Source organism: Paractinoplanes ferrugineus, assembly GCF_016862195.1.
Classification (GTDB): Bacteria; Actinomycetota; Actinomycetes; order Mycobacteriales; family Micromonosporaceae; genus Actinoplanes; species Actinoplanes ferrugineus.
Genome location: NZ_BOMM01000038.1, coordinates 1 through 21,954 on the forward strand (window position 1 = coordinate 1; position 21,954 = coordinate 21,954).

Annotated in this window: 20 protein-coding genes; 11 read left to right on the forward strand and 9 right to left on the reverse strand. The window is 71.3% G+C overall.

The annotated features are described in order from the left end of the window. Window positions 1-134: 134 nt before the first annotated feature. On the reverse strand, window positions 135-779 hold the full coding sequence (locus tag Afe05nite_RS20090; protein WP_203818899.1) for a hypothetical protein: 645 nt from the start codon (window positions 777-779) through the stop codon (window positions 135-137). A 917-nt stretch (window positions 780-1,696) separates the two neighbouring features. After that, window positions 1,697-2,014, reverse strand: coding sequence for a putative quinol monooxygenase (locus tag Afe05nite_RS20095; protein ID WP_203818686.1), 318 nt, complete (start codon window positions 2,012-2,014; stop codon window positions 1,697-1,699). Between the two features lie 352 nt (window positions 2,015-2,366). Here Afe05nite_RS20095 and Afe05nite_RS20100 point away from each other — a divergent pair, with 352 nt between their 5' ends. The 3 genes from Afe05nite_RS20100 to Afe05nite_RS20110 are packed head-to-tail and all read left to right on the forward strand — an operon-like array spanning window position 2,367 to window position 4,202. Further along, window positions 2,367-2,945, forward strand: coding sequence for a uridine kinase family protein (locus tag Afe05nite_RS20100; protein ID WP_203818687.1), 579 nt, complete (start codon window positions 2,367-2,369; stop codon window positions 2,943-2,945). Next, window positions 2,936-3,448, forward strand: a complete 513-nt coding sequence (locus Afe05nite_RS20105) for a pyridoxamine 5'-phosphate oxidase family protein (RefSeq protein WP_203818688.1) — start codon at window positions 2,936-2,938, stop codon at window positions 3,446-3,448. The genes Afe05nite_RS20100 and Afe05nite_RS20105 overlap by 10 nt, the downstream gene beginning before the upstream one ends. 10 nt (window positions 3,449-3,458) lie before the next feature. After that, window positions 3,459-4,202: an alpha/beta hydrolase gene (locus Afe05nite_RS20110; protein WP_203818689.1), complete on the forward strand. Its 744-nt coding sequence runs from the start codon at window positions 3,459-3,461 to the stop codon at window positions 4,200-4,202. On the opposite strand, the gene Afe05nite_RS20115 is transcribed toward Afe05nite_RS20110, so the two are convergent. Further along, complete coding sequence (locus Afe05nite_RS20115; protein ID WP_203818690.1) at window positions 4,199-5,104, reverse strand: proteasome assembly chaperone family protein; 906 nt, start codon at window positions 5,102-5,104, stop codon at window positions 4,199-4,201. The two genes, Afe05nite_RS20110 and Afe05nite_RS20115, sit on opposite strands and share 4 nt — an antisense overlap. A 335-nt stretch (window positions 5,105-5,439) precedes the next feature. On the opposite strand from Afe05nite_RS20115, the gene Afe05nite_RS20120 reads away from it, so the two are divergent. Further along, window positions 5,440-6,045: an EcsC family protein gene (locus tag Afe05nite_RS20120; RefSeq protein ID WP_438868488.1), complete on the forward strand. Its 606-nt coding sequence runs from the start codon at window positions 5,440-5,442 to the stop codon at window positions 6,043-6,045. Window positions 6,046-6,076: 31 nt separating this feature from the next. Further along, the gene (locus Afe05nite_RS20125; protein WP_203818692.1) at window positions 6,077-6,664 is read left to right on the forward strand and encodes a hypothetical protein; all 588 of its coding nucleotides are present in this window, start codon (window positions 6,077-6,079) and stop codon (window positions 6,662-6,664) included. Here Afe05nite_RS20125 and Afe05nite_RS20130 read toward each other — a convergent pair. The 5 genes from Afe05nite_RS20130 to Afe05nite_RS20150 are packed head-to-tail and all read right to left on the reverse strand — an operon-like array spanning window position 6,648 to window position 11,787. After that, on the reverse strand, window positions 6,648-7,484 hold the full coding sequence (locus Afe05nite_RS20130) for an NAD-dependent epimerase/dehydratase family protein (protein WP_203818693.1): 837 nt from the start codon (window positions 7,482-7,484) through the stop codon (window positions 6,648-6,650). The two genes, Afe05nite_RS20125 and Afe05nite_RS20130, sit on opposite strands and share 17 nt — an antisense overlap. A gap of 55 nt (window positions 7,485-7,539) precedes the next feature. Next, complete coding sequence (locus tag Afe05nite_RS20135) at window positions 7,540-8,610, reverse strand: cytochrome P450 family protein (protein WP_203818694.1); 1,071 nt, start codon at window positions 8,608-8,610, stop codon at window positions 7,540-7,542. Next, window positions 8,607-10,061 (reverse strand): class I adenylate-forming enzyme family protein, encoded by a 1,455-nt coding sequence (locus tag Afe05nite_RS20140; protein ID WP_203818695.1) that lies wholly within the window; start codon window positions 10,059-10,061, stop codon window positions 8,607-8,609. Before Afe05nite_RS20140 ends, Afe05nite_RS20135 begins: the two co-directional genes overlap by 4 nt. Beyond that, the gene (locus Afe05nite_RS20145) at window positions 10,061-10,795 is read right to left on the reverse strand and encodes a glycosyltransferase family 2 protein (protein WP_203818696.1); all 735 of its coding nucleotides are present in this window, start codon (window positions 10,793-10,795) and stop codon (window positions 10,061-10,063) included. The genes Afe05nite_RS20140 and Afe05nite_RS20145 overlap by 1 nt, the downstream gene beginning before the upstream one ends. Then, on the reverse strand, window positions 10,792-11,787 hold the full coding sequence (locus Afe05nite_RS20150; RefSeq protein WP_203818697.1) for a 3-oxoacyl-ACP synthase III family protein: 996 nt from the start codon (window positions 11,785-11,787) through the stop codon (window positions 10,792-10,794). Before Afe05nite_RS20150 ends, Afe05nite_RS20145 begins: the two co-directional genes overlap by 4 nt. Before the next feature lie 109 nt (window positions 11,788-11,896). Between Afe05nite_RS20150 and Afe05nite_RS20155 the strand changes: the two genes are divergently transcribed. Genes Afe05nite_RS20155 through Afe05nite_RS20165 form a run of 3 tightly spaced genes read left to right on the forward strand, consistent with a single transcriptional unit; the run spans window position 11,897 to window position 14,661 of the window. Further along, on the forward strand, window positions 11,897-13,468 hold the full coding sequence (locus Afe05nite_RS20155; RefSeq protein WP_203818698.1) for a Na+/H+ antiporter: 1,572 nt from the start codon (window positions 11,897-11,899) through the stop codon (window positions 13,466-13,468). Further along, window positions 13,465-13,728 carry a UBP-type zinc finger domain-containing protein gene (locus tag Afe05nite_RS20160; RefSeq protein WP_203818699.1) on the forward strand — a complete coding sequence of 88 codons (264 nt, stop codon included), beginning with the start codon at window positions 13,465-13,467 and terminating at the stop codon, window positions 13,726-13,728. Before Afe05nite_RS20155 ends, Afe05nite_RS20160 begins: the two co-directional genes overlap by 4 nt. Window positions 13,729-13,746: 18 nt before the next feature. Next, the gene (locus Afe05nite_RS20165; protein ID WP_203818700.1) at window positions 13,747-14,661 is read left to right on the forward strand and encodes a ketopantoate reductase family protein; all 915 of its coding nucleotides are present in this window, start codon (window positions 13,747-13,749) and stop codon (window positions 14,659-14,661) included. A 1-nt stretch (window position 14,662) separates the two neighbouring features. On the opposite strand, the gene Afe05nite_RS20170 is transcribed toward Afe05nite_RS20165, so the two are convergent. Continuing rightward, window positions 14,663-15,301, reverse strand: a complete 639-nt coding sequence (locus Afe05nite_RS20170) for a DUF4360 domain-containing protein (RefSeq protein ID WP_438868493.1) — start codon at window positions 15,299-15,301, stop codon at window positions 14,663-14,665. A 521-nt stretch (window positions 15,302-15,822) separates the two neighbouring features. On the opposite strand from Afe05nite_RS20170, the gene glgX reads away from it, so the two are divergent. Genes glgX through treZ form a run of 3 tightly spaced genes read left to right on the forward strand, consistent with a single transcriptional unit; the run spans window position 15,823 to window position 21,934 of the window. After that, entirely contained in the window at window positions 15,823-17,934 is a 2,112-nt protein-coding gene (glgX, locus tag Afe05nite_RS20175) for a glycogen debranching protein GlgX (protein WP_203818701.1), read from the forward strand. Beyond that, window positions 17,934-20,204 (forward strand): malto-oligosyltrehalose synthase, encoded by a 2,271-nt coding sequence (treY, locus tag Afe05nite_RS20180; protein ID WP_203818702.1) that lies wholly within the window; start codon window positions 17,934-17,936, stop codon window positions 20,202-20,204. The genes glgX and treY overlap by 1 nt, the downstream gene beginning before the upstream one ends. Beyond that, a complete protein-coding gene (gene treZ, locus Afe05nite_RS20185; RefSeq protein WP_203818703.1) occupies window positions 20,201-21,934 on the forward strand; it encodes a malto-oligosyltrehalose trehalohydrolase in 1,734 nt (577 codons plus the stop codon). The genes treY and treZ overlap by 4 nt, the downstream gene beginning before the upstream one ends. Window positions 21,935-21,954 lie beyond the last annotated feature (20 nt).

Genomic DNA, 21,954 nt, shown 5'->3' on the forward strand with positions numbered 1-21,954 from the left:
CGGCTGGGTTGGCGGACCGGCTGGGTTGGCGGACCGGGGGCTGGCGGACCGGCGGGGATCGGTCGGGTTTGTGGGGCAGGTGGGCGTGCGGGGAGGGCGTGGCCGCCGTCGGGGGACGGCGGCCACGGAAGGGGTCAGGCCGCGGTTGCCGACCACATGGCGGTGAAGGCGGCGGCTTCGCCGGCCAGCCAGCTCTCGATGTCGGCGGGCTTGGCGGCGGGGTCGATGCGGTGGGTGGTGCCGCGGCGGAGGTCGACCAGGACCGGGGTGGCGTTGGGCAGGATCTGGTCCATGTGGCGGGCCATCAGGTAAAGGGTGGCGGTGACGGCCTCGGGGGTCGGCGGAGCCTCGTCGAAGTGCAGGCGGACGGCTTCGCGGCGGCCGTCTTCGTAGCGCAGGCCGAAGTGCGGGTTGATTTTGACGGCCAGGGGGCCGACGGAGGCGACGGCGTCTCGGGTCTGAGCGAGGCTCACCTGGTCCGGGGCGCCCAGTGAGATGAGGTAGGTCAGGGCGCCGGCGCTGACCGACTCGTAGAGGGGCTTCCAGCGGTCCTTCACCAAGGCGGGCACGCCCGAGAGGTAGCTGCCGCCGGTGCGGAAGGCGATGTCGGCCTTGAGGGCCTTGACCAACTGGCCGTGCGGGTTGAAGCCGGAGCGGCGCTCCCGGGCCTTGCGCAGGCCACCCACGAAAGTGGCCTTGGCGGGGCCGGTGCGGGTCACGTAGCGGGTGAAGCCGAGCATCGTCGCGTATGGCGGGATCGTGGGCACGGTTTCGGACAAAACAGGCGCGGTCACGTTGATCTCCTCGCAGGTCACGGCCCCTTTTAGTACACACATTCTAATCGATGGGTACGACATTCCCAACCGGTCTGGACCGCCGCTCCTGTGCCGTCCGGGTGCCGGTGCCGGTGCCGGTGCCGGTGCCGGTGGCGGCGGCTGCAGGGAGCAAACTGCCGTGGCATGGGCGTCGATCCCCGAGGGCGCCCGAGGTGGCGCCGCAGAGTGACGCGGCGAGTTGGCGAGGGCGCGGCGGGCGGGGTTCGCTGCGATGCGCCGTCAAAACACCTGGGCGCCGGCGCCTGATCCACTCGCGCCTGCCCATCGCCGTCGCACCCGCTCACCGCGAGACCGTTGTGTCCTGCATCACCGGGCTCGCAACCTTGCGCGGGGCATGCCGTTCGGCGAGCTCTGGCGGCAGGGCAGCCCACCTCGCACACCGCGGGCCGGGCCCGGTTCATCGCCGCGGACCGGCTCGCCGCCGTCACCGGAACCCTCGAGACGCACCTGGCCCGCGCTCATCGAGATCCGCGGGCCGCAGCCCGACTGGCCGGCCTGCCGCCGTGAGCCTCGGCCCCGGCTGCGCCCCATGCGCCGCTCGCCATCGCGGCGGATCGGTGCGGCAACTGGTGCCGCACCACTGCTACGTCGCGTCCGGGGCCGGAGATGGATCGGGCCGCCCGGCCTGATCGACCAGCCCGGTCCGCGCCTCGACGAACTGCCCGAGATCGTCGCCGCGTCACGCGCACGCATGCGGCCCGCCACCATCAGCGGCTCGGCCGGCGTCGGCGAGGCCTTCCCCGGGGAAGCGAACCTCGAGCGGCTGCGCGACGTCGACGACCGGGTGTCGGCTTGCTCGCCGGCGTTCCCGTCCAAACCGACCGTGCTGGGGATGGCCGCCGAGTCGGTCGTCGTCGGAGTCAGCTCGAAGAAACGATGTGCACGCCCACCCGCATGGACGAGTCGAGGCCGTCCTCCTCGGCGAGCAGTTCGAACACGCGCTGATGCGGTTCGTCGTGCACCGGGTTGGAGTAGTGGCGGTCGAAGGACTCCTGATCGCGGTAGAACTCGAATGCCCACATCACGTCGGCATTGTCGTCGTCGCGGCTGACCGCCCAGTCCACGGGGCCATCGGGATCACCGGTGTAGTGCAGGTCGGTGATGAGTTTGAAGAGTTCGTCTGCCTTGCCGGGTTTGGCTTGGAAACGCAGTACGACTCCGGGCTGGTTCTTCTTCATGCGCTACCTTCTCCCAGGTTTCTGGAACGTCGTTCCAGAAATGAGTCTGGAACAACGTTCCAGGAATGTCAAGATGACCTCCCACGATCTTTGATGCGGAGAAAGTGGCAGCCCCGACGGCGCATTTGCGCGCGCCCTGTCCACCGGCGCCGGCGCAAGCTACAACCACGTGGGAGCAAGCAGGAGGTCGGCCGCCGAGGCCGCCGCGCGGCTCGTAACCGGCTTACCTCATCGAAGCTCAACCGATGCAGCCGTCGACACTGCGTGAAATGATCTCGACCTTCTCCGCGGACGAGCCAACGCCCCGGAAATCCGCAAGGCATCTCCGGGCGCGACGGCTACGCTCCCAGTCGTGGTAGCGGACACGGTGGCCCGGGCGGTCGCCGAGATCGGGTTGCGGGAGCCGGTCGGCGGCATCCGGATAGTGGGGGTCGACGGCCCCAGCGGCTCCGGCAAGAGCACGTTCGCCCGGCCGCTGGCGGCGGCACTGCGGGCGCCGATCGTGGAGATCGACGATTTCGTGTCGTGGGGTGACTTCGCCGGATGGTGGCCGCGGTTCGAGGCGCAGGTGCTCGCGCCGCTGCTGCGCGGCGACGACGCGGTCTATCAGGTGCGGGACTGGGCCGACTGGCACGGCGACACGCTCGGCGGGTTCAAGCGGCTCGCCTGGACGCCCACGGTGGTGCTGGAAGGGGTCACCTGCACGCGGCGGGAGACGGTCGGCCGGCTCGTCTACGCGGTCTGGGTCGAGGCGCCGGCGGAGCTGCGACTGGCGCGAGGGCTGGCCCGGGACAGCGGCTTCGGCGACGCCGAGCGGTTGTGGCGCCGGTGGATGGTCGAGGAGGAGCGGTTCTTCGCGGCCGACGGCACGCGCGACCGGGCCGATCTGGTCATCGACACCGCTGGCCAGGATCGGTTCGCATGCCGCTGACGAACCCGTGGCTCGCCGAGCCCATGCCGGCCGGACGGATGCCGCGCGAGCGTCTCGAGGAGCGCATCCGCAATCTGCTGTCGTCGCAGAACATGTGCGTGCTGGCCACCGCCGGGCCGGACGGGCCGCTGGCCACACCGGTGCGTTACTACTCGCTCGGGTTGGCGGTCATGTTCACCGCCGCGCCCCGGTCGCCGAAGGTGCGCAACATCGCGGCCGACCCGCGCGTCTCGATCGGGATCTTCGCCCCGCTCGTCGGGCTGGCCAGCAGCCGGGGAGCACAGCTGTTCGGGTCGGCCCGGGTGCTGGCGCCGGCGGACCCGGAGCGGGTGGCCTACTGGGAGGCGTTCCGCTGGGAGAGCGAGCACGCCGAGCGGGGCCGGCCGGTCAGCGAACCGCCGCGGGACACGCTCGTGGTGCTCGACCCGGTGCGGATCGTCTACACCGAGCACTGGCTGCGGCGGGACGGCTTCGCGGCCCGGCAGTTCTGGCGGCGTGCGTAAGTTTGTGGGCATGGCCGTGATCCGATGCGACTTCTTCGCCGAGACCCTCGAGCTCAGCACCTCGATGACCGTTCTGCTGCCGGACGAGGGCGCGACCCCACCGCCCGTTCTCTATCTGCTGCACGGTCTCAGCGACGACCACACCGCGTGGACCCGATTCACTTCGATCGAGAGATACGCGTACGACAAAGGTCTCGCCGTGGTGATGCCGCAGGTGCACCGGAGTTTCTATGCCGACGAGGCGGTCGGGCTCCGGTTCTGGGACTTCCTGACGGCGGAGCTGCCGGCCGTCGTCGACCGGTTCTTCAAGGTGTCGGCGCGGCGCGAGGACACGTACGTCGCGGGGCTGTCGATGGGGGGTTATGGCGCTTTCAAGTGGGCGTTGCGGGAACCGGCGCGGTTCACGGCCGCGGCCAGCCTGTCCGGGGCGCTGGACCTGGCGTACATCCAGGAATCTGATCTTCGGCCGCACATCCGGGAACTCGCCCCGCGGGTGTTCGGGGACCGCCGGGTCCGCGGCGGTGACGCGGACCTGCTGCACCTGATCAGGACCGCGGAGCCGGCCGAGCTGCCGCGGCTGATGCTGCGCTGCGGCACCGAGGACCACCTGGTCGAGCAGAACGAGCGGTTCGTGGCCGCGGCCGCGGACGCCGGGGTGTCGCTCGACGCCGATTTCGGGCCGGGCGAACACGTCTGGCAGTACTGGGACGACCAGATCCGGGTGGTGCTCGACTGGATGATCCCGAAGCGCTAGGAGTCGTCGCGGGTCTGCTCCGCGAGGAACCGCTCCAGTTCGGCGCCCAGTTCCTCGGCCGTGGGCAGCGGCGTGTCCGACTCGGCGAGCAGGTTCTGCTCGCGGCCCCGCAGGAACGCGTCGTACTGCGCCTCCAGGGAGCTGACGAGGTGGGCTGCCTGCTCGTCGTCGGCGATCTGCTTGTCGACGTCGGCGCGCACCAGCTCGGCCGCCTTGCGCAGCTGGCTGGTCGGCAGGGCCAGGCCGGTGGTCGCGGAGACCGAGTCGGCGAGCAGTTCGGCCGCCGCCGGGAAGCTGGTCTGGGCCAGGTAGTGCGGGACGTGGGCGGCGTATCCCATGGCGTTCTTGCCGGCCTGGCCGAGCCGGAACTCGAGCAGGTTGCCGACGCTGGCCGGCACCTGCACGCGCTGCAGCCACGACTCCCGGTCGCCGAGCAGGCTCTGGTCGGTGGCGTGGGCGGTGACGCTCACCGGGCGGGTGTGCGGTACGGCCATCGGGATGGCGTTGAGCCCGACCGTCAGCTTGACCCCGAAGCGTTCGATGAGCCCGGTCACGGCCGCGATGAACCGCTCCCACTGCAGGTCCGGTTCGGGACCGGCGAGCAGCAGGAACTCGGTGCCGAGCTGGTCGCGCACCAGGTGCAGGGCGAGGCTGGGCTGGTCGTACGACTCCCAGTGGTCCTCTACGAAGATCATCGGAGGGCGGCGGGAGCGGTAGTCGAGGAGCTGGTCGAGGTCGAACGTGGCGACGACCTCGTTCTCCAGGGTGTCGAGGAGATTCTCGCGGAACAGCTGGATCGCGCTGCCCGCGTCGACGAACCCGGTGAGCGCCTGAACCAGGACTGGCTCGGTCAGCGCCGGCAGGTCGTCGGCCAACTCGTACAGCTCGCGTGGGTCGAGCATGTCGACGACCTCCTGTGTTCCAAAAAACGCACTGCGTTCCAAAACGGGGTAACCACGTGTAACAGCGGCCGGGGATAGTTCATTCCGGTGACCGTACGATCATGCCAAACGTGCGGTAGATCTCAGCCTGGGCACAACTGATCTTCTTCCTCGCGTGCACGTGCATGTGCACGGCACAATGGGTGCCAGATCTTCGCTATCCCCCCCTTCGGAGCGATCTGGTGAGCGAATCCGCGAGTCTGCCCGCCGTCAAAGACCAAATCCCCGAGACTCTGCCCCCGGTTGAAGACCAAATCCCCGAGACCGAGGCACCCCCCGGCACTCTGTGGTCACGCATGAAAGCCGACCCGCAGTTCGCCCCGGAGCACCTCGCCCTGGAAGCTGTGCGCCGTCTCGGTCCCGAGGCGGCCCGGTGGGCCGAGCGTGCGCGCCTGGAAAACCCCGACCTCACCCCGGACGCGCTCGCCGAACTCGCGGTCAAGCGGTTCACCACCCTGGCCCGCATCTCCGGGGCCGTATCCGGGGCCACCGGCCTGCCCGGCGCCGTTCTCGACGTGGGTGTCCTGGCCTGGACCCAGGCCCGCATGACGCTGCACATCGCGGCGGCGTACGGTCTCGATCCGTCCGCTCCCGAGCGGGCCACCGACCTGCTGGTGTTGCAGCGGGTGCACAAGGCCGCCGAGGCCGCCCGCCTCGCGCTGGGGGTGGCCGCCGGCCGGGAGCGGGCCAGCCGCATGTTCACCGGCGCGGGCGGCCGGCCGATCACCGGCGTGATCCTCAAGCTGGGCCTGCGGCTCGCCCAGATGGCCGGCGTCCGGGCCGGTCGCCGCATGTTCGCCAAGATCATTCCGGGGGCCGCGGTCATCCTCGGCACCTGGGTCAACTCGGCCGCGACGAAGGATCTGGCCAAGCGGGCCCGCGCGCTGTTCGGGCGCGACTAAGCAACCCGCGCCGCCGGACGATCTGACCCATGTGCGACGTGGGCTGCTGCTGGTGGGCGTTCTGCTGCTCGGCGGCTGCGGGAAGTCCGGGACGGCCACCGCCACCGCGACCCCCGTGCCGTCGTCGACCGGCAAACCCTGGGTGATCACCACCCAGGGCAGTGCCACGCCGTCCGCCGCCCGGGGTGGCGTCTGGACCGCGACGACCAGCCCGTTCCCGTCCGGGTTCCTGCCCCTGCCGTCGAACCCGCCGGCCGCCACCGCCACCCCGTCGTGGCAGTGCACGCCGAACAACGGCCGCGGCACGATCGGCGGCGCCACCGTGGTGCCGGCCGGTACGAGTGCCGCGGTGACGTTCTTCAACCCGGGTGGCGTCAACCTGCTCCAGTTCCGGGTGACCGCCATCAACGAGGATCTGGTCACCGGCGCGCAGCGGGACGTCGGCTGGACCGTGGTCACTCCGGGGAAGGCCTGTGAGTACCAGACGGTCACGATCACCGGCCTGACCCCGAAGACCCACTACGTCTTCTCGGTCGACGCGGTCTGGTCCCAGGTGGGCGGCAACGACGGCACGAACGCGGCCACGATCGCGCGCTCGGGCGTCATATCAACGACCTGACCGGCGCCCAGCCGGCTCGCCGGGCCTTGCCGATGTCCAGCACCATCCCGTCGGTGACCTGATCGATGCTGTACCGGGTGAGCCGCTGCCCGGCGACCAGCGACGCGGCCCGCGCCAGCCCGACCGGCACGTGCCGCACCGGCACCCCCAGGACCGCCTCGACGGCGGCGTCGCGCCGGTAGACCCGCTCGTCGGCGATGTTGTAGGCGCCGGCCGGCCATCCGATCGCGGCCAGGCACGCCGACCCGAGGTTCTCCACGGCGGTCAGGCTGAGCGGCACGTCCGGTCCGGGGAGCCAGGCGTGGCCGCCGCGCACGATCCGCCGCAGCCGCGGCAGCAGGTGCGGGTCACCGGCGCCGTAGACCGCGCGCGGCCGCAGCACGACCGCACCGGCCGCGAGCGCGAGCTTCTCGCCCGCCGATTTGGTACGCCCGTAGGCCGTGCGCTGCCGCTCGACCGGGTGGTCCTCGCGAACCGGGGAGGTGTACGGCCCCGGCCGGTAGACGCTCGCACTGCTGACCCAGACGACCGGCCTGCCGCCCGCGGCCGCCAGAAGCCGTTGCGTGCCGCCGACGTTCACCGCGTGAAAGGCCGCCTCGACACGCTTGCCGCCGGCCGGATCGCCGACCGCCGCGGCCAGGTGGATCACCGCGTCCACCCCGGACAGATCGGGGTGGCCCGAGCTCGCATCCCAGTAGCGGTGCCGCCGGCCGGGCCCGGCCCGGCGCCCGAGACCGACGACGTCGGCTCCGCTGTCCGCGGCGAGCCGCGCCACCACACCACCGCAGAAGCCACTGGCTCCGGTCACCGCTATCCGCATGCTTGCCCACCCGCCTTCTCGACGCCGCTCACCGGCTGTCCGGTCGTTTCGGCGGTCACCGGGCGCGCACGATCAGGGAGCGCCAGCCCGGCAGTGCCGAGTGGCGGTCGGCCCGGGCCCGGACGACGACCGGGCGGTGCGGGGCGAGAGCGGCGAGGAAGTCGGTCATCTGGTGGCGGGCCAGGCGGGCACCCGGGCAGGCGTGCGGGCCGGCGCCGAAGACCAGCTGGGCGGTGCGGGCGGGAGCCGGGTCGGCCGGGTCGGGAGCACGGCGGTGGGCGTCGACGGCATGCCGGGTGATCAGCAGCATGCGGTCACCGACGTGCACCGGGCAGCCGTCGAGAGCACCGCCGGCGGCGGCCACGCGAGGCAGGAGCGGGGTGGGCGCGGTGACGCGCAGCAACTCGTCGGCGAGGGCCGGGTCTTGCGCGTACGCCCACAGGTCCGCACTTCGGCAAGCCCACGCCGCGGCCCGGGGGAGCGCGGCGACGGTGGTGTTCACCGCGGCCACGGCGAGGGTGGCAGCCAGCCCGCTCGGCGCCGGTCCGTGCTCGACGAGCGTCAGCAGGTGCCACGCCGCCCGCTCGGCCTCTCGTTCGCCGTGCCGGCGGCGGCGCGGGCCGGGCCGGTGGGACCGCACGGCCGTGGCTCCGACCTGCTGGGCGGCGGCGGCCAGGGTCAGCGGGTCGATCGTCAGATCCAGCAGGGCGGCCGCGGTGGTTCCGGCGATCTCCGCGGCGACCGGCACGAGATCCACGCTCCCGCCCCGGGCGAGTGGCGCCAGGCGCTCGTCGATCACCTCGCGCCAGAGCGGGCGCAGCCGCTCGACGCCGGCGGCGCCCAACCGCTCGGCCACGTCGCGGCGGGCCTGCCGATGGGCGTCGCCCTGCTGGTCGAACAGGCCACCGGAGCCGGCCAGCCGGTCGACGGCCCCGCCGGTGGTGCCGGTGGCGGTCCGGTCGAGCGGGATCCGGGTCAGGGCGGTGACGACCGCCTCGCGGTCGTGGACAAGCACGGTTCGCCCGATCCGGAGCACCGGCCGGCGCCGGGTGGCGGCCAGCAGACCGAACAGGATCGGGTGACTGCGCAGGTAGACCCGCCGGTCGAGGGCTCGGGAGGCGCTCACGCGGTGGCCGCCAGGCGGGCGGTGGCGGCGCGGTCGGGTTTGCGGGACCGGCCGGCCAGCGGGATCGGGGCGAACACGACCCGGTCCGGACGGGCCGCCCCCATCCGGGACAGCGGCTCACGCAGGGCGGCGCGGATCTCAGGTTCGCCGGCGTTCGCGGCGGGCTGGATGACGGCCACCACGCGCTCGTCGCCGTCCCCCGCCGGGACGCCCACCAGCAGCGCCAACTCCACGCCGGGTACGTGCAGCGACGGCTCGTAGAGGCCCGGATAGATGTTCTCGGCCCCGCGCAGGATCATGTCCTTGAGGCGGCCGCCCAGGATGACCCGCCCGTTCTCGACCCGGCCCAGGTCGCCGGTTCGGACCGCGGCGAAGGGCTCCTCGCCCAGATAGCGGTCCGCCGCCGTCGGCCCCGACAGCAGCAGCTCACCGTCCGCCCCCGCACCTTCAGCCGACGGCTCGGTGGGTGCCGGGGACACTGCCGCTGTCACGCCGGGCAGCAGGGTGCCGATCAGGTCGCCCGCACCGGTGAAGGCGGACTTCTCGGCGTACTCGACAGCGGCGGCGGGGAAGACCTCGGTCAGGGCGTAGACGCCCCACGCCTCGTCGGCGCCGGCCGCGCGTACGGCCCGCAGCAGGCCGGCGCTCACCGGGGCGGACCCGCTGTAGACGCGGCCGGTGAAGCGGACCCCGGCGGCCAGGGCGGCGCGCAGCTGCGGGGGCGTCAGATAGGTCGCCTGCGGCGTCAGGTTCCGGATCTGCCGGGCCAGGCCGCGGCGGGCCGGCAGGGCCACCGGGGCGCCGGCGGCCAGCGACGGCAGCAGGACGAAGAAGGTGCCGCCCAGCACCGGCACGCCGGGGACCGGGCGGACCAGGTCGCGTACCGCGGTCATACCGGCCGACAGCGAGCCGCGGGTGTGCACGACGGCGCGGGGGCGGCTGGTCGTGCCCGAGGTGAAGACGATCACCGCGTCGCCGTCGCCGTCGAAGCCCGGGGGGAGCGGACCGGGCTTGGGGCGCAGCGGTGGCGGAGCGCCGGGCAGGCGGCGGCCGATCGTGCGGACCGGGGCCAGGCCGCTCAGGGCGGGCAGCGCGAGGTGGGCGCGGCGGGCCAGCGGCGCCAGCCGGCCGGCCACCGCCTGGGCGGCGGCGTCGGCCAGGATCAGCCGCGGGGCGGCCAGGGCGAGGCGGGCCGAGAGCACGTCCGGGCCGGCGGTCGGGTCGAGCACGGCGATGCGCAACCCCAGGTGGTACGCGGCGAGCAGGGTGGCCAGCGAGCGCGCTCCCGGGCGTACCGCCAGACCGATGGTGTCCCCGGCGACCAGCCCGGCCGAACGCAGCGCCACGGCGTAGCCGTGCGTGAGAGTGGCCAGCTCGCCGCGAGTCGCCCGGCCGGCCAGAGCCGGTCGGTCGTCGCCCTCGCGGAGGCCGCCGATGAGGTCGGTGAGCATCAGCGCGGATCCGCCGAGAGAATGCCGCTGCCCTGGCCGAGGTACCACCGCGCGGTGCCGAGCACGCCGTAGGCCTTGATCCGGCGGGTGGAGTTGGCGACCACCATGCGGCGGCTGTGGACGATCGCCGGGGTGGTGCGGCGCACCCGGTTGAGGAACGTGCGGTCGGTCGGGGACGGGCGCCGGGGCATGCCGCCACAGGCCTCGTAGAGCTTCGCGGTGATCGCCATGTTGTTGCCGGCGTGCATCCGGTAGGGGGCCTTGAACTCGGGGCCGCGGTGCTCGGGCCGGAACCGGCCGAAACCGGCGGCTAGGGTCACGAGCAGGCGGAACCAGGCGCGGCCGAGCGGGCCGTGCTCGTCGCGGCGGGCCACCACGCGCCCGCATGCCAGGCCCCGGCCGTCGACCAGCGCCCGGCGGGCGGCCGCCACCCAGCCCGGGGCGGGCAGGCAGTCGGCGTCGGTGCGGGCCAGGTGCACGGCACCGTTGGCGATGGCGTGCCGGAACCCGGTGTCGACCGCGCAGCCGACCCCCTTCTCCGGCTCGATCAGCACGTGCACCGGGAACGGCGCGACGAGGCCGCGGGCGATCTCGGCGGTGGCATCGGCGGAGCCGTTGTCGACGACCAGGAGGGTGAAGTCGGTGTCGGTCTGCGCGGTCAGGGCGCGCAGCGTCTCGGTGATGCGGGCGGCCTCGTTGTAGGCCGGCACGATCACCCACAGCGGGGCGGTCACGAGACCTCCCAGATCATCGTCATCAGGCTCACGCCGCCGCCCAGGCCGACCAGCAGCACCCGGTCGCCGGTCTCCAGCGTCGGCCGCACCCGGGCGAGCTGCACCCCGAGGGTCGCCGAGGCCATGTTGCCCAACTCGCCGACGGTCACCTCGAGCTTCTCCGGGGGTACGCCGGTGACCTGCACGAAGCGTTCCAGGTAGGGGAGCGACACCTGGTGGACGAGGACCTTGGCGTACGCGTCCCAGCCGTACCCGGTGCGCTTCGCCACCCGATCGAGCAGCCCGGCACCGATGGTCTCGAAGATCCGGCGCAGCCGGTGCCCGTCGCCGGTGAAGTAGGTGTGCTCGTCGCCGCGCGGATGCCGCGAGCCGCCGCCGAAGATGCCGCCGGCCGCCCAGTGCTCGGAGTGGGTGTCGCCGTCCACGTCGAGGATGCCGCCGGTCGCGACCCTCTCGACGAGCACCGCCGCGCCGGCGTCGCCGAACGTGTAACCGGCGAACGCGCTGCGGGCCTGGGCGAGACCGTCGACCTTGGGACGCATCGCGCGGGTCGGGGTCTCGCCGGTGACCACCAGGGCGCGGGTGGCCCGGCCGGCCAGGATCATCGAGCGGGCCAGGTCGATGCCGTTGAGGAAGCTGTTGCAGGCGTTCGTCACGTCCAGCGCGTGCGCCCGGCTGCCCAGCGCCGCCTGCACCACGTGCGCGGTGGCCGGCTCGGCCATGTCGCGGGTGGCGCTCGCGAACAGCAGCAGGTCGACGTCGAGCGGGTCGGTGCCGGTCTCCGCGAGAACTTTGGTGGCGGCGTCGACGGCCAGGTCCGACGCGTACTCGCCGGCGCTCGCCATCCGCCGCCGCCGGATGCCGGTGGCCTGTTCGAACATGCCCGGTGGCAATCTCAGTCCGCTGGCCAGCGCAACCTGGCGTTGCAGATCGGCCGTCGGCACCTCGCGGGCCGGCAGGGCGTACGCGATCCCGGTGATCCCCACATTCATGCGCGACAGCCTTTCTCATCCGCGTACCCCCGGGCGTGAGTAGGGATGCTCAAACTGGGGTGATGCTCCGCACGCGCCGACGCATTCAGCATTCAATAAGCTCTTGGCCATGGGTGGCATCGTCGACGTGGTCGTTCTTGTCGCCATCTCGGTCATCGGCGCGGCCCTGGCCCGTCGCCTCGGGTTCGTGGCACCTCTCGTCCTGCTCGTCGCGGGGCTCGGGTTGTCCTACGTCCCGGGGTTCCCGGAGGCCGAGCTGGAACCGGAGTTGGTGCTCATCGGCATCCTCCCGCCGCTGCTCTACGTGGCCGCGCTGCAGACGTCGGTGCCCGCGTTCCGCCGGGCGCTGCGGCCGATCCTGCTGCTCGCGGTGGGTCTCGTGCTGGTCTCGGCGTTCGTCGTCGGGTTCGTCGTGCACTGGTTGCTGCCGGACATCCCGCTCGCCGCGTGTGTGGCCCTCGGCGCGGTCGTCGCGCCGCCCGACGCGGTGTCGGCGACGGCGATCGCGCGCAGCGTGGGCCTGCCGCGCCGGGTGGTGACGATCCTCGAGGGGGAGAGCCTGCTCAACGACGCGACGGCGCTGGTCATGGTGCGGATCGCGGTGGCCGCGATCGGCGGCGGCGTGGTCGGGTTCGGGCCGATCGCCGGGGAGGTGGCGCTCAAGGCCGGCGGTGGGGTGCTGATCGGCCTGGTGGGCGCGGTCCTGGCGGCCAAGCTGCACCGCAAGATCGAGGACCCGCTGCTGGAGGACGCGGTCTCGCTGCTCACCCCGTTCGTGGTGGTGATCGTCGCCGAGGAGCTGCACTCGTCGAGCGTCGTGGCCGTCGTGATCGCCGGGCTCTACCTCGGCCACCGCATCCCCTACCTGCTGTCGGCGACGTCCCGGCTGCAGATGGACGCGGTCTGGCGGTTGCTCACCTTCCTGCTCGAAGGCGTCGTGTTCCTGCTGGTGGGACTGCAGCTGCGGCACATCGGCGAGAGCATCGAGACGGACGTCGGCACCACGATCGGCGTGACCGTGGCGGTCTTCGCCACGCTGGTGGCGGTGCGGTTCCTCTGGATGTACCCGGCGACCTACCTGGTGCGGCTGGTGCCGAGGATCCGGCAGCGCGAGGAACGGCCGCCACCGAGTGTGCCGACCGTGCTGGCCTGGGCGGGCATGCGCGGGGTGGTCACCCTCGCGGCTGCCCAGACGCTGCCGCAGGAGGGTGGGGACGTGCCGGAATACCACCGGGACCTGTTCATCTTCGTGGCCTTCGCGGTGATCGTGCTGACCCTGCTCATCCAGGGCACCACGCTGCCGTGGCTGGCGGTGCGGCTCGGCGTGCGGCAGGACACCAGCGCCGAGGACGCGCTGGCCGAGGCCGGGGTGCAGCATCAAGCCGGCCGTGCCGCCCTCGAAGCCCTGGAGAGCCGCGCCGGGGACGCGCCCAGCGAGGTGGTCGCCCGGCTGCGGTCGTTGGTCGGCAGCCGGTCCAACAACGCGTGGGAACGGCTCGGCAATCAGGAGCAGGAAACGCCCTCGGCGGCGTACGGTCGGCTGCGACGCGAGATGATCAGCGCGGAACGGCACGTCTTCAAGATCGCCCGCAACGAGGGGCGGATCCCCGAGGAGGTGCTGGTGCGCGCCCAGCGTGAACTTGACTTGGAAGAGTCCCAGCTGCAACGGAGTGACGATTGAACTGCACGCACCTGACGGAGGCCGGGAGACCGGAGCCGCAGACGGCGTACGAGGATGGCTGCCCCCAGTGCGTGGCCGCGGGTTTCACCGGATGGGTGCACCTGCGCACGTGCCTGACCTGCGGACTGGTCGCCTGCTGCGACTCGTCGCCGCGCCGGCACATGTCGGCGCATTACGAACAGACTGAACACCCGGTGATGCGGTCGTACGAACCGGGGGAGAAATGGCGTTGGTGCTTCGCGGACGAACTTCTGGGATAGCGCTCCTAGGCTGCTTCCATGAGGACTCTTCTGGTGGGGGCCGGGGCGACCGGCGGCTACTTCGGCGGACGGCTGGCCCAGGCCGGCAAGGACGTCACGTTCCTGGTGCGCCCGGGGCGGCAGGAGACGCTGAGACGACGGGGGCTGCGCCTCAAGGGCCCCGACGGCGAGACCGTGGTGCAGCCGCACACGGTCACCGCCGACACCCTGGACGGCCACTTCGACCTGGTCGTCCTGGCGGTCAAGAGTTACGGCCTGGAGCAGGCGCTGCTCGACATGGCGCCGGCGGTCGGACCGCGGACGGTGGTGGTGCCGCTGCTCAACGGCATGCGGCACGTCGACGAGCTGGAGGGCGCGTTCGGCCCGGAGCGGGCGTGGGGCGGCGTGTGCCTGATCTCGGCGACGCTCGACGACGACGGTGACGTGGTGCAGATGAGCGGGTTGCACCGGCTGGGCTACGGACCGCTCGACGGGGCCGAGGACGAGCGGCTGCCCGAGGTGACCTACGCGCTGAGCGGCACGGAGTTCGACTCGAACCCGTCGCTCACGATCGTCCAGGACATGTGGGAGAAGTGGATGTTCCTGGCCACCCTGGGCGCGGCCACCACGCTCATGCGCGGCTCGGTCGGGGAGATCAACGCGGCGCCGGGCGGGCTCGACCTCGGGGCGCGGATCGCGGCCGAGGCGATGGCCGTGCTCACCGCGGCCGGCCACCCGGCCCGGCCCGGTGCGGTGTCCCTGCTGCGGACCGGTCTGTCCGGCACCGGCGTGTCCACCTCGTCGATGTACCGGGACCTGGTGCGGGGCGCTCCGGTCGAGGCCGACGCCATCCTTGGCGACTTCGTTGCCGAAGCCGCCAAGCATGACGTGCCGGCCCCGATGCTGTCGGCGGCGTACACCGCCCTCAGCATCTATTCCGCCAGGCGGGCCTGACTCAGCACTTCTTCCACGCGAGGTGGTAGATCGTGGCGAGGTTGGTGTCGGTCGAGTCCATCGTGATCATGCTGAGGTTCGCGCCGCTCGCCGAGCCGTTGCCGATGCGCAGTTCGGTGTTGATGTTCAGGTAGCGCTTCTCGCCGCACGGGGCCCACGCGTACGAGGCGAGTTCGACCATGTCGGTGCTCTGCCAGTCGCCGTCGCGGGGGCCGCCGAAGTCGTGCCGCGAGCGCACCGTCTGCGAGTAGCCCTGGAAGTAGTAGTTCGCCTGCTCGTAGGCCCACGCGCCGGGGTCGAGGCGCATGTAACCCCGGTAGTCGGTCTTGGCGATCGCGTAGGTGTACCCGGTCGGCACGTGCACGTTGAGCGCGAGCTGGCAGTTGCGCCGGAACTCGTCGGGCTTGGCGCCGTTGCCGACCTTGGCGATGTACTCGCTGTAGAGCACGGTGAACGCGGTGTTGTCGAGGGCGGGGAGCACCTGGGCCGAGCCGAGCGGACAGCCGGTGCCGTTGACCCCCGCCACCTCGATGACCATCTTGTCCGGCGGCGGCGGCGTGAATTTGGCCGGCGAACTCACCGGCGAACCGGCGAGCGTGGACAGGAAAAGGGCTCCGGCGGCGGCCAATGCATTCAGCATTTAGTATTCCTCCTACGAAAAAGTGCGAATCGTGTCAAAACGCTGGAGGTAACATACTTTTTGCGAGGGGTACAAGCCTGGCAATAGGCTTGTAATCGTATTGTGTCGGCATATCGCGGCCGTCTGTCCGGAGTTCGTTCCGACGACCGGACAAATTTCGCCGATCTGCCGTAAGAGCGGCCGACGTCCGGTCAAGGGTGACGAGACCCACATGGGCGGCGACGGAGCGGGGCGGATGCCGCCGGGGAATGCGAGGATCGGCGCCGGGCCCGCTCGCGTAACCGCTCGGAACGGCCGTCACCAGCCATTGGTGCTCGGTGGGAGCGGTTGCCCCGGGGTCCGAAAACGATCGGCGGAGTTCCCCTGCACGGGGGTGGATCTGCGGGTAACCGGACAGTCGCGCCACCGTCGCCCGCGCGATCGGCGAGAATGACCGCGGACGCGGCCGCACAGGATTAGACCGGCGGAGCGGCGGGCATGACCCCGCTCGCCCGTGCGCCGGTGGAGGGGTGGAACAAGAAATGCAAGTTTGGCCTGGTCACCGGTACCCGCTGGGCGCCACGTACGACGGCACGGGCACGAACTTCGCGATCTTCTCCGAGGGGGCCGAGGCGGTCGAGCTGTGTCTGTTCGACCCGTCCGGAAACGAACGCAAGGTTCAGCTGCACGAGCAGGACGCGTTCGTCTGGCACGCCTACCTGCCGGGGGTCGAGCCGGGGCAGCGGTACGGCTACCGCGTGTACGGGCCCTACGAGCCGGATCGCGGACTTCGCTACAACCCGCACAAGCTGCTCCTCGACCCGTACGCACGGGCCGTCGACGCCGACATCGACTGGCACCCGTCGCTGTACGCGTACGACCTGGACAACCCGGATCAGATGTCAGACCTCGACTCGGCGCCCTACATGTGCAAGGGCGTGGTGGTGAACCCGTACTTCGACTGGGGCAACGACCGCCGGCCGGACATCCCGTACCACCACTCGGTGATCTACGAGACGCACGTCAAGGGCTTGACGATGCAGCACCCCGAGATCCCCAAGGACATGCGCGGCACCTACTCGGCGCTCGGCCACCCGGCGATCATCGAGCACCTGAAGAGCCTCGGCGTGACCGCGGTCGAGCTGATGCCGGTGCACCAGTTCGTGCACGACAACCGCCTCTACGACCTCGGCCTGCGCAACTACTGGGGCTACAACACGCTCGGCTTCTTCGCGCCCTATCAGGGCTACTCGTCGACCGGCACGCTGGGCCAGCAGACCCAGGAGTTCCGCGGCATGGTCAAGGCGCTGCACAAGGCCGGCATGGAAGTCATCCTCGACGTCGTCTACAACCACACGGCCGAGGGCAACCACCTGGGCCCGACGCTGTCGCTGAAGGGCATCGACAACCGGACGTACTACCGGCTCGTCGACGACCAGCCGCAGTTCTACATGGATTACACCGGCACCGGGAACAGCCTCAACGTACGCAGCCCGCAGAGTCTCCAGCTGATCATGGACTCGTTGCGGTACTGGGTGACCGAGATGCACGTCGACGGCTTCCGCTTCGACCTCGCCTCGACCCTGGCCCGCGAGTTCTACGACGTCGACCGGCTCTCCACCTTCTTCGAGGTGGTCCAGCAGGACCCGGTGGTCGGCCAGGTGAAGCTGATCGCCGAGCCGTGGGACGTCGGCCCCGGCGGCTACCAGGTCGGCAACTTCCCGCCGAACTGGACCGAGTGGAACGGCAAGTACCGCGACACGGTGCGTGACTTCTGGCGTGGCGAACCGGCCACTCTCGCCGAGTTCGCCTCCCGGATCACCGGCTCGGCCGACCTCTACCAGGACGACGGCCGCAAGCCGTTCCACTCGATCAACTTCGTCACCGCGCACGACGGTTTCACCCTCGACGACCTGGTCTCCTACAACGACAAGCACAACGAGGCCAACGGCGAGGAGAACCGGGACGGCGAGAGCCACAACCGGTCGTGGAACTGCGGCACCGAGGGACCGACCGACGACAAGCAGGTCCTCGAGCTGCGGGCCCGGCAGCGGCGCAACTTCCTGGCCACCCTGATGCTCTCGCAGGGCGTGCCGATGATCTCGCACGGCGACGAACTGGGCCGCACCCAGCAGGGCAACAACAACGCCTACTGCCAGGACAACGAGCTCGCCTGGATCGACTGGGGCGACGCCGACGAGACGCTTCTCGAGTTCACCCGCAAGCTCACCGCGTTCCGCCACCGCCACCAGGTGTTCCAGCGGCGCCGCTTCTTCACCGGGCTGCCGGTCACCGCGCGGGGCGGCGGCGACCCGCTGCCCGACCTCGAATGGTTCACCCCGGACGGACGGCGCATGGTCGGCGACGACTGGGGTAATGACTTCGGGCGGGCAGTGGCGTTGTTCGTCAACGGGGAAGGCATTCGTGAGCGCGGCCAGTACGGCCAGCGGCACGTGGACTCGTCGTTCCTGCTGTTCTTCAACGCCCACGACGCAGCTATCGAGTTCTCCACGCCTCCCGCCGAGTACGGCGAGAAGTGGGAGAGAGTCATCGAAACGGCCGAACCGTCACCGGATCGCCCGTCGGTCGTCGAGGCCGGCAACATGATCGTGGTGCCGGACCGGTCCCTCATCGTGCTGGACAGGACGGTCTGATGTCCCCTTCGGGAACCTATCGAGTTCAGGTCCGACCCGAATTCCCGCTGTCCGCCACCGCCGAGATAACCGACTACCTGGCCGATCTGGGGGTGTCGCACCTCTACACGGCACCGATCCTGACCGCGACGCCGGGCTCCGAGCACGGTTACGACGTCGTCGACCATCGAGCGGTGAACCCCGAGCTCGGTGGCCCGCAAGCGCTGCGGGCCCTGTCCGACGCGCTCAAGCAGGCGGGTCTGGGCTTCGTCGTCGACATCGTCCCCAACCACGCGGGCGTCGGTGACGCCTCGGTGAACCCGACCTGGTGGGACGTCCTCGCCAAGGGGCAGAAGTCGGAATTCGCGGCCTTCTACGACATCGACTGGTCGCGGGGCCGGGTACTGCTGCCGGTGCTGGGCAGCGGGGCCGACGAACTGGACCAGCTCCGCGTCGAGGACGGCGAGCTGCGCTACTACGACAAGCGCTACCCGATCGCCGAGGGAACCGGCGAGGGCACCCCGCGGGAGGTCCACGACCGGCAGCACTACGAGCTGGTCGACTGGACCCGCGGCGACACCGAGCTCAACTACCGCCGCTTCTTCTCCATCACCGACCTGGCCGGCCTGCGGGTGGAGGACCCGGCCGTCTTCGACGCCACCCACGCCGAGATCCTGCGCTGGGTCCGCGAGGGCATCGTCGACGGCATCCGGGTCGACCACCCGGACGGCCTGCGCGACCCCGGTGCCTACTTCGACCGGCTGCGCGCGGCCGCCCCGGACGCCTGGCTGGTGGTCGAGAAGATCCTCGAACCGGGCGAGGACATGCCCGCCTGGCCGATCGCCGGCACCACCGGTTACGACGCGCTCGCCGAGGTCTGCGGCGTCTTCGTCGACCCCGGCACGGAGGCGTTCTTCGACACCCTCCAGCAGCACCTCACCGGGGCCTCGACCTCTTTCCAGGACCAGGTGCACGAGGCCAAGCTGGGGGCCGCGAGCAACCTTCTCGCCGCCGAGCTGGCGCGCCTGGCCCGGCTCGTACCGGAGTTGGACGCCGCCCCCAAGGCCCTCGCCGAACTCGCCGCCTGCTTCCCGGTCTACCGCTCCTACCTGCCGTTCGGTGCCCGGCACCTGGCCAAGGCGCGGGCCGAGGCGGGCCGCCGCCGGCCGCAGCTGATCGGCGTGCTCGACCAGCTCACCGGCCGGCTGCGGGACCCCGCCGACGAGCTCGCCCGGCGCTTCCAGCAGTACACCGGCGCGGTGATGGCCAAGGGCGTCGAGGACACCGCGTTCTACCGCTGGACCCGCTTCACCGCGCGCAACGAGGTCGGCAACGACCCGGCCAAGTTCGGGGTCACCCCGGACGAGTTCCACGAGTGCGCCGGCCAGCGCGGACGGGCGTGGCCCGAGTCGATGACCGCGCTTTCCACCCATGACACCAAGCGCAGCGAGGACGTCCGGGCCCGGCTCGCGGTGCTGGCCGAGGTGCCGGGCGACTGGACCGAGGTGGTGCGCCGGTGGGTCCGGATCGCTCCGCTCCCGGACCCGGCGCTGGCCCATCTGATCTGGCAGGCCGCGGTGGGTGCGTGGCCGATCTCGCGGGAGAGACTGCTCGCGTACGCGGTGAAGAGCGCCCGGGAGGCCGCCACCGCGACCTCGTGGTACCACCCGGACGAGCGCTTCGAGAACCTGCTCCGCGAGATGGTCGACAAGATCTACGACGACCCGGCCCTCAACCGGGAGGTCGCCGATTTCGCCGCCTCGATCACCCGGCCCGGCTGGTCCAACGCGCTCGGCCAGAAGGCCGTGCAGCTGACCATGCCCGGCGTGCCCGACGTCTACCAGGGCACCGAACTGTGGGACCTCTCCCTGGTCGACCCGGACAACCGCCGCCCGGTCGACTTCGCCGAGCGCCGGGCGCTGCTCGGCCGCATCGACGACGGCTGGCAGCCCGAGATCGACGAGAGCGGCGCCGCCAAACTGCTCGTCACCAGCCGCGCCCTGCGGCTGCGCCGGCAGCGGCCGGAACTGTTCACCGAGTACCGCCCGGTCTACGCCGGCGGCCACTGCGGTGAGCACGTGCTGGCCTTCGACCGGGGCGGAGCGGTGACCGTGGCCACCCGTCTGCCGGTCGGATTGTCACGTCACGGCGGCTGGGGCGACACCACCCTGTCACTCGACGGCCACAGCTGGACGGAAGTGTTCACGAACACGAGCTACGGCGGGAACCGCCTGGCGGTGGCCGAACTGCTCCGCACCTATCCCGTCGCTCTGCTGGTGAAAGAACAATGACACTCTTCGAAGTCTGGGCCCCGGAGAAGACCGTCCGCCTGGTGGTGGCGGGCGAGAACCACGAGATGGAACGCGGCGACGACGGGTGGTGGCGGTGCGACGTGCCGTCCGCCGGGCCGGGGTCGGATTACGCGTACGTGCTGCCGGAGGCCAAGACGCCCCTGCCCGACCCGCGCTCGCGGTGGCAGCCGGACGGCGTGCACGGCGCCAGCCGGGTCTACGACCAGTCGGCGTTCGCCTGGACCGACCAGTCGTGGACCGGCCGGCAGCTTCCCGGCGCGGTGCTCTACGAGATGCACATCGGCACGTTCACCCCGGACGGCACGTTCGACGCGGCCATCGCCCGGCTGGACTACCTCGTCGAGCTCGGCGTGGACCTGGTCGAGCTGCTGCCGGTCAACGCCTTCAACGGCGAGTACAACTGGGGTTACGACGGCGTCTGCTGGTATGCCCCGCACGAGGCGTACGGCGGCCCCGACGGCCTGAAGCGGTTCGTCGACGCCTGCCACGCGCGCGGCCTCGGGGTCGTGCTCGACGTCGTCTACAACCACTTCGGGCCGAGCGGCGCCTACGCCCCGATGTTCGCGCCCTACCTGTCGTCGCACGGCTCCAACCCCTGGGGCGACTCGGTGAACCTCGACGGGCCGTACGCCGGTGAGGTGCGCCGTTACATCGCCGACAGCGTGCTGATGTGGCTGCGCGACTACCACCTGGACGCGCTGCGGCTCGACGCCGTGCACGCCCTCGTCGACCACTCCGCGGTCAACCTGCTCGAACAGCTCGCGGTCGAGGTCGAGTCGCTCTCCGCGCACCTGGGCCGGCCGCTGTCGCTGATCGCCGAGTCCGACCTCAACGACCCCAAGCTGATCACCCCGCGCGAGGCCGGTGGCTACGGCCTGCACGCCCAGTGGGACGACGACATCCACCACGCGCTGCACACCCTGCTCACCGGCGAGCGGCAGGGCTACTACGGCGACTTCGGCTCGCTCGACTGCCTGCAGACCGTGCTGGAAGGGGCGTTCTTCCACGCCGGCACCTGGTCGAGCTTCCGTCAGCGGATCCACGGGCGGCCGGTCAACCGGCAACTCACCCCGGGCCACCGGTTCGTCGCGTTCCTGCAGAACCACGACCAGATCGGCAACCGGGCGGTCGGCGACCGGCTCTCCGCGCTGCTGTCGCCCGGTCTGCTCAAGGTCGGCGCCACCCTGCTGCTCACCGGCCCGTTCACCCCGATGCTGTTCATGGGCGAGGAGTGGGCGGCCAGCAGCCCCTGGCAGTTCTTCACCAGCCACCCCGAGCCGGAACTGGCCGACGCGGTGCGCAACGGTCGCCGGCGCGAGTTCGCGGCGCACGGCTGGGCCGAGATGGAGGTGCCCGACCCGCAGGACCGGGCCACCTTCGAACGCTCCAAACTCGACTGGGCGGAGCTGGGCAAAGCGGGCCACGCCGAGATCCTCGATCTTTACCAGCGGCTCATCGCCCTGCGCCGCAGCCGTACCGAGCTCTCCGACCCGTGGCTGTCCAAGGTCGAGGTCTGGCACGGCGATCAGTACGTCGTGATCAAGCGCGGCAACTGCGTCGTCGCGGCCAACCTGGCCGCCTCGCCGCAGACCGTCAGCCTGCGTTCGGTGCCCACCAAGGTGCTGCTCGCCACCGAGCCGGGCGTCATTCTGCAACGCGATCGGGTGGAGCTGCCCGCCGAGAGTGCGGTGGTGGTCGCCGCCCGCTAGTGCGGGCTTTCCGCGGTGCG

Excerpts from the sequence above, each read along its gene's own strand:
- Afe05nite_RS20095 (WP_203818686.1), bottom strand. The coding sequence starts at position 2,014 with ATGAAGAAGAACCAGCCCGGAGTCGTACTGCGTTTCCAAGCCAAACCC.
- Afe05nite_RS20105 (WP_203818688.1), top strand. The coding sequence starts at position 2,936 with ATGCCGCTGACGAACCCGTGGCTCGCCGAGCCCATGCCGGCCGGACGG.
- Afe05nite_RS20110 (WP_203818689.1), top strand. The coding sequence starts at position 3,459 with ATGGCCGTGATCCGATGCGACTTCTTCGCCGAGACCCTCGAGCTCAGC.
- Afe05nite_RS20115 (WP_203818690.1), bottom strand. The coding sequence starts at position 5,104 with ATGCTCGACCCACGCGAGCTGTACGAGTTGGCCGACGACCTGCCGGCG.
- Afe05nite_RS20120 (WP_438868488.1), top strand. The coding sequence starts at position 5,440 with ATGAAAGCCGACCCGCAGTTCGCCCCGGAGCACCTCGCCCTGGAAGCT.
- Afe05nite_RS20130 (WP_203818693.1), bottom strand. The coding sequence starts at position 7,484 with ATGCGGATAGCGGTGACCGGAGCCAGTGGCTTCTGCGGTGGTGTGGTG.
- Afe05nite_RS20140 (WP_203818695.1), bottom strand. The coding sequence starts at position 10,061 with ATGCTCACCGACCTCATCGGCGGCCTCCGCGAGGGCGACGACCGACCG.
- Afe05nite_RS20150 (WP_203818697.1), bottom strand. The coding sequence starts at position 11,787 with ATGAATGTGGGGATCACCGGGATCGCGTACGCCCTGCCGGCCCGCGAG.
- Afe05nite_RS20155 (WP_203818698.1), top strand. The coding sequence starts at position 11,897 with ATGGGTGGCATCGTCGACGTGGTCGTTCTTGTCGCCATCTCGGTCATC.
- Afe05nite_RS20165 (WP_203818700.1), top strand. The coding sequence starts at position 13,747 with ATGAGGACTCTTCTGGTGGGGGCCGGGGCGACCGGCGGCTACTTCGGC.
- Afe05nite_RS20170 (WP_438868493.1), bottom strand. The coding sequence starts at position 15,301 with ATGCTGAATGCATTGGCCGCCGCCGGAGCCCTTTTCCTGTCCACGCTC.
- glgX (WP_203818701.1), top strand. The coding sequence starts at position 15,823 with ATGCAAGTTTGGCCTGGTCACCGGTACCCGCTGGGCGCCACGTACGAC.
- treY (WP_203818702.1), top strand. The coding sequence starts at position 17,934 with ATGTCCCCTTCGGGAACCTATCGAGTTCAGGTCCGACCCGAATTCCCG.
- treZ (WP_203818703.1), top strand. The coding sequence starts at position 20,201 with ATGACACTCTTCGAAGTCTGGGCCCCGGAGAAGACCGTCCGCCTGGTG.